The organism is Pseudovibrio sp. POLY-S9 (assembly GCF_001431305.1).
Taxonomy (GTDB): Bacteria; Pseudomonadota; Alphaproteobacteria; order Rhizobiales; family Stappiaceae; genus Pseudovibrio.
Genome location: NZ_LCWX01000194.1, coordinates 454 through 11930, shown reverse-complemented (window position 1 = coordinate 11930; position 11477 = coordinate 454). Strand labels below are relative to the sequence as shown.

4 protein-coding genes and 1 pseudogene are annotated in these 11477 nt (G+C 49.2%); all 5 read left to right on the top strand.

Features of this window, described 5'->3' with window-relative positions; all coding sequences use genetic code 11:
• Nucleotides 1–104: 104 nt before the first annotated feature.
• A complete protein-coding gene (locus PPL9_RS18540; protein ID WP_082596962.1) occupies nucleotides 105–2357 on the top strand; it encodes a filamentous hemagglutinin N-terminal domain-containing protein in 2253 nt (750 codons plus the stop codon).
• 1 nt (nucleotide 2358) lies between these two features.
• Nucleotides 2359–4056 carry a ShlB/FhaC/HecB family hemolysin secretion/activation protein gene (locus tag PPL9_RS18535; RefSeq protein WP_057464077.1) on the top strand — a complete coding sequence of 566 codons (1698 nt, stop codon included), beginning with the start codon at nucleotides 2359–2361 and terminating at the stop codon, nucleotides 4054–4056.
• Nucleotides 4057–4163: 107 nt separating this feature from the next.
• Nucleotides 4164–9821 carry a DUF637 domain-containing protein gene (locus tag PPL9_RS18530; protein ID WP_161831355.1) on the top strand — a complete coding sequence of 1886 codons (5658 nt, stop codon included), beginning with the start codon at nucleotides 4164–4166 and terminating at the stop codon, nucleotides 9819–9821.
• Complete coding sequence (locus PPL9_RS18525) at nucleotides 9821–10570, top strand: hypothetical protein (RefSeq protein ID WP_057464075.1); 750 nt, start codon at nucleotides 9821–9823, stop codon at nucleotides 10568–10570. The genes PPL9_RS18530 and PPL9_RS18525 overlap by 1 nt, the downstream gene beginning before the upstream one ends.
• A gap of 511 nt (nucleotides 10571–11081) precedes the next feature.
• Nucleotides 11082–11477, top strand: a pseudogene (locus PPL9_RS32460) (hypothetical protein); the annotation flags it as partial.

Here is an 11477-nt window from a genome sequence, read left to right as displayed (position 1 = left end):
GATTGAAGGGGCATGCCCCTTCAATCAAAAGTCAAAGCTGCGAAAGTGGGTAATTTTCAAGCAGCACAAATGGGGAAAATACATCCAGCACTGACACAGGATCCATCACGATTGATGGCAATACGGCCACATCCGTGAGTGTTGGCAGTGGTGGTAAGCTGCATGTGGATGTCGCTCCAACCGATAGCAGCGGGTATTCCCACAACACCTATAGCGACTTCAGTGTACCTGCTGTCGGTGCCGAGTTGGACAACACGGGTGCCGGTGCCCGCACCATCATCAATGAGGTTACCTCTCAAAAACGCTCGCTTATTGAGGGACATATTGAGGTCTTGGGAGTGCAGGCCGATGTGATCCTTGCCAATCCCAATGGCGTAACGGTCAATGGTGGTGGGTTTGTCAACGCGGGCCGAGCTCTGATCATTGGCGGATACAGCACAGGCGTTTCGGATGGGCACCGGCAGTTTAGTCTTAGTGATACCGATATTGAGGTGGGTTCGGAAGGATTGTCCGGAGCCCTGGATACACTGGCGTTAATTGCAAAGCAGATTTCCCTGTCAGGAACCGTGGATGTTGGAGATGGAGCATTAACAGTTAAGGCTGCCTCTGGTCAGATGCGGGTTGATCCCAATGCCAACTCTGAGGATTGGCTCTCGCTGGAAACAGAGGCGGATACTGCTAATGTTCGCCTGCTTATTTCGGCTGGTGCGCATCTTTCTGGTGGCCAGATTACGGCCAGTGCTAACGGCACTGGCGCTGCAGTTAAGATGGCAGGACGCGGCCTTGCCAGCGCGGGGCATTTTACTTTGAGTGCAGATGGCAAGATTTCAGCGTCTGGAATACTTGAGGCACAAAAAAGCATCGTTTTGAACGCTCAAGAGATTGAGGTTGCGGGGCAAGGACAGGAGAAGGCCAGGATAGCATCAATACAAGAAGCTGTCTGGTTGCATGCACGAGATAATCTGTCTGTATCGCAGGCTGAACTAAATGGGGCTGCTCAATCCAGCTATGGTGTCGCTAGCGGTGGGGCCTTATCACTTTTGGGAGAGCAAACCACGATAGCGGATACAAAAGTTAGCGGCACGGGCAGCTACGTGGAGTTTAAGGCAGCAGATCTGCTGACCCTTACGGATATTGCAGCTGAGAGTGAGAATGAGCTGATCATTGCTGCCGGGAGCATTCAAGGCGAGGGATTGACCCTGTCCACGAAGGAGCGCCTCAGCGTTCTGGCAACCAAAGACATCACGTTTGATCAAGTGATTGCCGCAGCAGATCTTGGACAGACTTATGAGGGAGCTGGATTTACCTTAAGAAGCAATGAGAATGTTCGCTCTCAGCTATCCTCCAAGACAGCAGGTCTCAGCTTTAAAGTGACCGGTGATTTTGCCAATTATGGTGGGTTGATCGAAGGGGAAAGCCAAACCTTTGGTGATCTGAATGCCAATGGCACCGTATCTGTCACAGCTGGTGGCAACATCATCAACACCACGCTCTCTCAGGCAAGTATCGGCGCAATGTTTGCAAAAAATGGAGAGCTGTATGTTGAAGCAGGTGGTGACATTATCAATGAGAGTGGCCGCTTGCTATCCAATGGTGACATCTCATTAAGCGCCAATAATGGCAAGATCGCAAACCTACTCAAGAGTACTCGCTCGACTTCTGAAAAAGGGGAAACCTCCGGCGGATCCAAGCTGTTTGTTAGCTCGCAAAATCGCTGGGAGGACTATGGAACCTATTTTGCTGGCCGGGAGATCGGGCAGATCATTGGCCTTGGAGATGTGCATCTGCAAGCTGGCGAGGTCCGCAATATTGGTGGCCAGATTAATGGTGCGGGTGTCTCGATAGCTGCTGCGGTGGTTGAAAACTCTGCCCGCCAGTTAGGCTCTTCCCGTTTCAAGCGATCTTGTCTCTGGTTTATGTGCAGGGCCAAAGCAACATCATCAATATCCTTCGATGGTGGCCAGATGACGGCCACTGGTGCGCTGACCATTACTGCAACTGAGAATTTTTTATCTCGAGCAGGTGTTTTAAACGGCGCAGATGGCATTGAACTCAGTGCCCCTGATATAACCTTCCGGCCCATCAACTATGTTGAGTATTTTGCACTCCATGGCGGTCCGCACAACCTATTTATAGGTGGCTCACCTGTGACTTTACATCAGCAGAAACAAGCCCTTGCATTCAGCAGTGGAGGCAAGATCCGCTTTGTTTCAGATGGTGTCCTGACCTTGCAGGATGCGAATGTGTTTGGCGACAAGGGCATAGAGTGGCCGGATAATGTGATGCGTCTCACGAATGAACAGCCTGTGCTTGATCCGGCATACGTTAACATCGGCTGGCTCAGTGGGGTGCTTTGAGATGACTAGCAAAAAGAACCTTTTTTGGGTTTCAGGCATATGTGTTGCTCTGAACTGTTTTCTGTTCAGCTCGGCAGCTTTCGCTCAATTTGCCGGTAACGAACCTGACCGCTTGTTGCGAGAGCGTGAAGAACAGCAGATCCGGACCCGCGCTCAGGATGCAGAGGAAGGCCTCAGGATAAGCGAACAACCTGCCTTGCGACAACAGGCCCAAGGCGCTCCTTGCTTTCCAATTGATACTATCAATGTGGAAGGTGCAACTCACCTATCACAGCAACAGATTGAGCTCCTTATCACGCCTTATGCCAACTCCTGCATGGACATTGCGGATATCGATAATCTGCTGGTAACGATCTCGCAGGCTTATGTAGTGAAAGGCCTGATCACCAGCCGGGCTTATCTGCCTGATCAGGATATTCAAAGCCGCAAACTCCATGTGATTGTGGTTGAGGGAGTTGTTGAAGATATTGTCTACGCTGAAATGCGCGGTGAAGTTTTAAAAGACGGGCCAAGACGCAAGACTAAGTTGGCCTTGCCAGTCAAACCGGGGGAGCTACTCCAACTCCGTGACATTGAGCAGGGCGTGGACCAGATGAACAAACTGGCCTCTGCCAATGTGCAGCTCGACATAGCCCCAGGTCAACAGATCGGCGGCACGCAGTTGCGACTGGTCAACCGCATCGAAGATGAAACCCGGTTGACGGTACGCTCCAACTATGATCGCAGCCTGGGCTTTACCAACAAAACAGTTGATGTGCTGTTTGAACAAGATGATCTGCTCGGGCTCAATGAAGCCTGGTTTGTTGGTTATTCGGGCAGCAACTCATCAAACTCACTGTCTGCCAGCTTGCGGGTCCCTTATGGTTATTGGGACGTCTCGGCGTCATTGAGCTATAGTGATGATGCACAAGTGCTAACCAGTTCCAGCCTGCTGTATTCTCCTACACTTGCTGCCTCATTGTCCGTTGACCGGCTGTTAACGCGCTCGGCAACACGCAAGCTTTACGTCAAAACACGGGCAGACTACTCCAAGCTACGCAGGTTTATCAATACCAGTGAGCTCAATGTACAGGAGCTGGTCGGCATCAGAACAGGCGTTGCCAGCGAATTCTTTGCCAGTGGTTCCTATCTGTTACTTGAAGCTGGTGCAAAGATCAGTCATCAACTGGAGTTTGCGGGCAAAAGCCCGGGCGCTGTTCATCGTGAGTTTGCTATCCTTGATGCACAGGCTGTCTATCGCAAGGGGCTCACTAAACGCTTATCACTATTTGCACATTTGCGTGGCCAGTATGCCAACTCCCCGCTGTTTTCCCGAGATCAACTGTCATTGGGTGGACTGTCCAGCATGCGTGGCCTTGGCGGTCTCAGTGTTAGTGGGGAGCAGGGCCTAACTGGCACGCTTGAACTGAGTATTGCCAATCCCCTTCGACCTGACAAACTGAGCTGGCAAAACCTGGTTGGCAAAGCACTTCAGAAAGTTTTACTCAACACAAGGCCGTCGCTGTTCACAGAAGGCGGTGTGGTGCGCAACATTGCCGGCAAGCAAACCGACTATGGCATGTCAGCAGGTGTCAGCCTGAGCACACGCTACAAAGACGTTAGCCTGGACTTTTACGCAGCGACCCCTCTCTTCAAGTCAAAGGGGCTAGAAGACAATCACTATCAGGTGGGCGTGACAGTTAGTGCTCAGGTCTTTTGATTATCTGTTTTCACCAATAAAGATTACCAAAAATTAATTTATGATTGAAAGTCCTAGATAAAGATGAAATTAACTCATCATTGAATTTCTGAATGTTGGGTTTGTCAATGCTTCTGCGCACTGTATCGTTCCTTGGTCATACGTTTGCTGGCTTTGCGTCAGTCATGATGGTCATGCATCCGGTTATCTCTTACGGGCAGGGGATTGTGCCAAATCCTTCAGCACCGAGGAACTACAGGCCAGCCATCACCACGTCGGGCAGCGGCAAACCGACCATCAATATCGTCGCCCCGAATGCTGGCGTCTCACACAATAAATATCAGAGCCTGAATGCGACCGCTGGAGCGATCTTTAACAATGCCACGACGGCAGGCACATCACAGACTGGCGGTTCGGTTCAGGCCAACCCAAACCTGGCCACCTCAGGCAATGCAACCACCATTGTCAATGAGGTGAATGGCACAGCAAGTTCTCTGGCGGGCACCTTGGAGGTGTTTGGACAACAGGCCGATGTGATCATCGCTAACCAGAACGGCATCACCTGTAATGGCTGTTCGTTCATCAACACCGGCACTGCGACACTCTCCAGCGGCGCGGTGGAGATTGATGGCTCCAATGTGGCTCTGCGCGTTAGCAAGGGGCAGGTAAAAGTGGGCCGTGGCGGCCTTACCAACATGGATGGCAACGTGGCTCTGGTGGGGCGGCATGTGGTGGTTGATGGCGCTGTCAATGCAAGTGGAGATATCACAGTCTCCGGTGGCGCACAGCTCTACCAGCACGGCACCCAGCAATCAGCAACCGCGCCGAGCACGCAGGCTCGCTCCAGTGAGTATGCGGTCCATGCCTCCAGTTTTGGTGCCATGGAGGGCAGCAACATCCGCATCATTGGCAATGAAAGCGGACTGGGCGTAAAACTGGATGCAGCAGCAACAGCAACAAAAAACCTGCACCTAGCCAGCAAGGGTTCTGTACAGACAAAGCAGTTGATAACAGGTGGTGACCTTAGCCTGACCTCAGCCGGGGCCTTCTTGCAGACCCATGCCATTAAAAGCACAGGCGGTACAATCAGCTTATCCGCTCAGAGCATTGAGGTCGGTGTTGATACTCTGCTGCAGGCTGCGGGCGATGTGAGCCTGAACTCTGATGATACAATCACGCTTGCAGGAGAGTTACAGGGGGACCGCATTGATATCACAGCGGCCAATAAGTTCCTGAACACAGGTCTTGTAACTGCGACCGCGGACCTAACCATTGTTGCAGGTGAAGTAGAAAACAAACGCCGCGAAGAAACAGCGCGAGAATACTCAATCAGCGATAAAGATCTTTCGAAGCACTACACCTTCTTGAAGGAATACATAGCTCTCCATCCAGATGCTCCGCTTGCTCAGTTCTACGGTCCAGTGATCGCAGCAAATCCAGGTAAGGAACTGGACGTTTTCAATAGTCGATTTTCATCCGTTCCTTTTGCTATTTCACCGCAGCAAAAGCAGGTGACTGGATCTGAAGCAAAACTTTCTGCAAAAAATGTGTCTCTTGTTGCTAAGAACAGATCAATCACAAACAAGGCGACAGTGGAAGCAACCGGCATTTTTCTTGCCCAAGCACAAGATGACTTTATCAATGAGGGACAGGAAAACCTTAGTGTTAAAGATGGCGAAAGCTGCTTAGTTGGTTTTGCTTGCCGTGTTGAGACGAAGTTGCTGTCAGCCAAAATCGAGGCTAATGACGTACAAATAGAGGCAGGGCGCTCATTTAGGAATGTTGGTGCTAGCATTCTTGGCAAAAACGACATTTCTATTGTTGCTGGGATGAAGGCGAATGGGGCACTTCAGAACTCAGGAAAACTCGTCGGATTTGATGAAATCAAAATCTACAATGAGTTAAGTTTCCCAATCTCTTATGTACATCACAGCATTTTAAGCTATGGCTTGGAGACTAAACAAGACTGGGTGAGTGGCCAAATCGTATCACAAGCTGGCGACATTTCTTTGGAAAATCGCTCAGGATCGATTGAAAACGTGGCTTCTGCTATCAAGGCAAACTCTGTCGCTTTGGACGGCAAACAAGGTATAAATTTTTATAAGTCCGATACCTTGAACGGCAGATTTGTTTATCGAACTCAAAATGAAGTTACTAAGATTGGCAGTGTTCAGCAAAATAAAAAGTCAGAATTTAAGAAAACAGTCTTTAATTTGCCTAGTTGGACGCCTCCCAAAGCCCCGGAATTTAAGTCGTTTGACGATGGAGGTGTTGCATCTTCATCTTATGACAATTCGATCATAGCCAGCGAAGTTAGCTTTTCATCAGAAAGTGACTTCACTTTAGATGTTGATAATGTAAGTCTTGATGCTAAGATATTGAATGTTCAAGCAAATGATATCAACATTGGCTCTCTGGCGGAGAGTGATGGTGGCTTGTTGCTTGCCGGCGATGCTGTACTTATTGCTGAAAACGATTTTACTAATACTGGCGGTAGGTTTGCAGTAGGTGGTGCTCTTTCAGTCTTTGCTGGTCGGGATATTGTCAATCAAGCAAGCAAAGAAACCTTCACGCTCACTTCAGATCACGGCTGTCTCGGGGATGCCTGTGGCAAGGATGGGTTCACCTTCAACGAAGCCTCTCTCAGCTCTGGAAAAGGCTTATCTCTTTATGCTGGCCGAGATCTGAAAAACATTGGCTCTGAACTGACAGCGGACGAGTTTATCTATCTTCAGGCTGGCAACGACATCCTCAATGATGGTGCCACTGGAAAATACGCCATAAAGGATTGGCAGGATACTGATAAACGGGGCGATAAATGGGGCGTTTACCGGGCTTACATCCATCAAAAAAAGCTTGATGAAGAAGGCGTTTTAAAAACCAGCAGTATCACGTCAAAGGGTGGCCCGATTCAATTAAGCGCTGGTCATGATATATCCAATACCGGAGCGCTGATTCAGGCCTATGGCAGCATCAAACTGAAAGCTGGCAATGACATCCGTCTGCAAACCGCTTCCGAAGAACTCAGACACCTAGACTATTACAAGAAAACCAAGTCGCGTTTCTTCGGCCTGGTGGACAGCGGCGAGATCGAAAACAGCACCGAATATAATGAGTTCGGAAAGGTCCGCGGTGTCATTGATGGTAACAACGTAGCGATTAATGCGGGCAACAACATTCTGGTGCGCGGCGCCTCAATACTGTCTAAAGATCAGCTACATCTGTCAGCCGGCAACTCTCTGGTGATCCTGCCGAAGTCGGAACGCACCTATAAAAAAATTATTCGTACAAAATCTGGCCTGTTTGGGTATTTTCGTGATGACTACGAGCGTGTGACCAACACCACCAAGATCGATCCCTCCAAACTGGAGGCAGATAAAGATCTGGAGCTGGTTGCCGAAAATGGTGACATCTATGTAGCCGGGGCTCAGCTAACAGCAGGTGAAAACATCAACCTGTCTGCCGAAAATGGTTCCATTACTATGGGAACTACCAAGGAAGTCGAGTTTGAGGATACTAAAACTTATTCTGACAATGCGCTTTGGTTCATCTCCGAAAACTACGGTTCGCTGGAAGAAAACATCATTCACAATGAGCTCTTGGCTGGCGGCAAGATTACGTTCACTGCAAAAGACGGGGTTATTGTTGAGTATGAAGATAATGGCGATCTAAACGCAGCGTTGGATGTGTTTGCCAAATCACCCGAGCTGGCCTGGATGGCAGAGCTGCGCGATAGTAATCCGGTCCAGTGGAAGGCTGTTCAAGCAGTGCTTGAAGATTGGGATTACAAGCAGGAAGGCCTGACAGCCCCGGCAGCAGCTCTTATCGCACTTGCCGTGACTGTAGCAACGTGGGCTACAGCGGGTAAAGCCGCGGCAACGATTGTCTCAGCTCTTGGGGTTGCGGAAACAGCTGGCGCAACCGTGGCCGTGTCTACGCAAGCAGCACTTGCAGCTGGTATGCGTTCACTGGCCTCCCGCGCCACAGTATCTCTTATCAATAACAAAGGTGATATCAGTAAAGTACTCGAAGAGCTGGGATCCGATGAGGCTTTACGTTCGCTGGCAACCACAATGGTTACAGCAGGTGTTACTGCTGGTCTGGTCAATGTCGCAGGGTTAGACAAGTTTGATCCAGAAACTGCAACCTCACTGGAAATCCTCACGCATAAGCTGCAAACCAGCCTGATTAATGCAACAGTTGGCGCAACACTTTCGGTAGCTATTGAAGGTGGTGATCTGGGTGATGAACTTGTGCAAGGCTGGTCGCGGGCTATGGTCATGTCTGGTCTGGCCGCCATTCAAAACGAAATCGGCAACATTGCTGGAGAGTACAACCTCGAAGAAGGTTCCCTGGAAAAAGTTATCGCTCACGCAGCCTTTGGCGGCCTTGCAGCAGAACTATCTGGCGGGGAGTTTGCTGATGGGGCACTGGCGGCAACCGTTGCAGAACTGACCAGCTCTACAATCGGCGACCTAAATCTGGATACAGGCCAACAAGTTGAACTTCAGCGCCTGATTACTACAGCTGTTTTGTTATTGCGTGGGGCAGATGTGGAAGATGCCCAGCTCGGTGGTAGCATCGGGGCTTCACTACACGAAAACAACTATCTCAACCATAAGCAGATCGAGATAGTTGAAGATCTGATGCGGAAAAAGCTGGCTTGTGGTGCATTGAATGCAAACTGTACCGAGGAAGAAGTTGCAGCAATCAGTCAGCAACTTGATGACTGGCGGGAAGTGTCAGAATATCAAACGCGTGCAGCAATCGATATTTGCGGCCAGGGGCCGAGTGACCAGTGCGCAGCGATCCTTTATGAGATCGAAAACTATCTTCAGTGGGATCGAATTATTGAGGTTGGTTCTGTTGCGGGGCGTATCGGCAATCCAGAGTTCAACGTTGATCCGGCAACACTCCTGACAGGCACTAATGCGACACACAATCTGGACCTGTTTGTTCTTGAAGCCTATCAGCAAATGCAGTCAGGCGAGCTGACTTCAGAAGCAGCAAGCCGGGAGCTGATTGGCTCAGTCATTCAAAGTCATGGACGTTGGCAGACCGCTATGGGGGCTGCTGAAATAGCTGCTGTGGCCAGTCTCTGTGGTTCTGGGGCTGGGACATTGGCGTGTGTTGCTGCGCTGACTTCTGGAACTGTAGCGCTCAATAAAACAGCTGAAGGCGTGCAGCAGGCCTGGACAGGCGATCCAGAAATTATTTCTGTGATGGAACAAGCCTTTGTTCTGGGCGGCATGAGTTTAGAAGAAGCTGCGCAAATGCGTAGTAATGTGGAGATAGGTGCTGCAGTTCTTGAAGTTACAGCCGGTGGGTTCGCTGTCGTAAAACTTGCAGGAAAATTTAGCTATTATAAGTTACCAAACTTCACTACACATAGTGGAACGCAGATTGCCTTAAATCGGCAGAATGGTGCGGCTTTCGAGCAGCAAGTCATTGATGCATTGAGCCATGTTGGAGGAACTAAAAATACTACTTCGGTGTCTGTTACATTGCCAAGTGGTAAGCAGGTAACGACAATCCCAGATTTGTGGGGGAGAAACACTGGAGGCATTCTGGAAGTTAAGAATGTAGTAGACCTAGCAAACTCGAACCAGTTAAGAGCTCAATTGCTACATGCAGAAATGACAGGAACACCATTCAATCTTATAGTCAGTCCCAGAACCCAAAATATTTCAGGTCCGTTAAGAGCACGTATTGATGCTGTCACGAGAAGAGTTGGCGGAGGAATTTACCGATATGATCCATCTACAGGGAGCTTGAGTGATTTCTGATGGCAAAGGACGAGATAAGATTTTCTGCTCTTACTAGAGAGAATACCACAGACTGGTCCGTAGGACAGCGTGTGTTACAGGCATTTGAAGATGTCAGCTCCCAGCTTGTACCTGAAGCCCTTTATCAGTGGGAGGACAAAGTAGGGCCATTTGAATCTGTTGAGAAAACCGAACCATACTGGGCACAAAAAGCGAAAATACAAACTAACGGAACGCTTTCGGAGTTTCCTATTGGTCTTCGATGGAAGCGAAGTCGAGCTGTGAAATATGAAGCTGAAGTCAGTCACACAGACCAAGATATCAAAGGTAATCTTATTGAGGGTAGGCTGAATATTCATGCAGCAGTGCATCGGAAAACAGACTGGGGTGGATTGGGGATGAGGTTGAGTGCAGCTATGGATTCCACTGTGGCTATGGTGCATTGTTTTTCCTCATACGAAAACCAAGAGTGTCGTTTCGGTACTCTTGAAAACGATTTCCGCGCTTTAATAGTTAATAATGGCCAGCTTCCGAATCTGGGTTGGGGGATGTTTTTTGGCGGCGAATTTGCTCAAGAAGTTGAGCCTGACATTGTCTCTGCTGCTGGCTTTTTTGTCCGAAAGGTTGGGAAAGGATATTGGGTACAGGTGACAGAGAATATCAACGATGTCGCAAGTAACTTTCCATTTTTCTCCGAGCGGCGTATTGAGTTGAAATCTCTATTTAGGGACGACTTATTCTTGATCAAAGATGAACCAAAAGTTTCATGACCATAGGCGAGTTGTAGGCACACACCTTTTACTAATATATGTGATGTACAGGATTTGAATATCAGGAAGTATTCAGGCAAGGTAATCAGTTTCTTGGAGGGGATAGCGTAGAGATCGCGTAATTTCCTCTCGTGTGTCTTTGAAACGGTGGTTTGACAGACGGACTAGATCGCTGCACACACGCCCTGATTTCATTGAATAATTTTGTCTGCCTGCTCTGTTTAGAAATCATCGTATGTATTCCGCTGAAGAAAACGGGTTTCTGGAGGGTTTGTGATACTGATCAGTAAAGGACGCGCGCTATAAAAAGTAAAAGGCGGGGTTAAGCTATTGATTGAGAGCGCTGTTTTCGCCATTCGCAACTATTGTGGGTTCATTCGCAATTAATGTGGGTTTGAGCCCCCAGATAAAGTCATTTAATTCGGGCTCAAAATGGCGATGATTGCAAGCCCAATGGAATTTGATTGCAGGTTGGTACAACTATGCGCTTTCTTTGAAGATCTGGGAGAAAATGACCAGTGACGAAGAGATTACCAAGTTTTCTAAATGGGGGCTTATCAGAACGGGCTCGACAGTGAGTGATAAAGCCCGTCAGAGCCTTGAAAACGGCGAAATCACCCCGCACGAGTTACGCTCACAGCGTATCGCAGCATTCAAGCGTGCTTTAGAGATCACCAACCGCCACCGCTGGATTGACCACCTTCTCAACCGACTGGCCTTTGAGAGTGAGATGCTTGGTGGGGTAAGCCGCTTTGAGGGCGAGATTACAGCAACGTTGCTTCAAACCTTCGCCCGCGGCCATGGAGCCGACAAGCCCAAAGCGAGCAAAACACAGGCTGGAAACTTTGAGCTTAAGAGCCTTGCGCCACTCCCAAAGCAGTTTGTAAACGGCGCGAGCTGTGACACG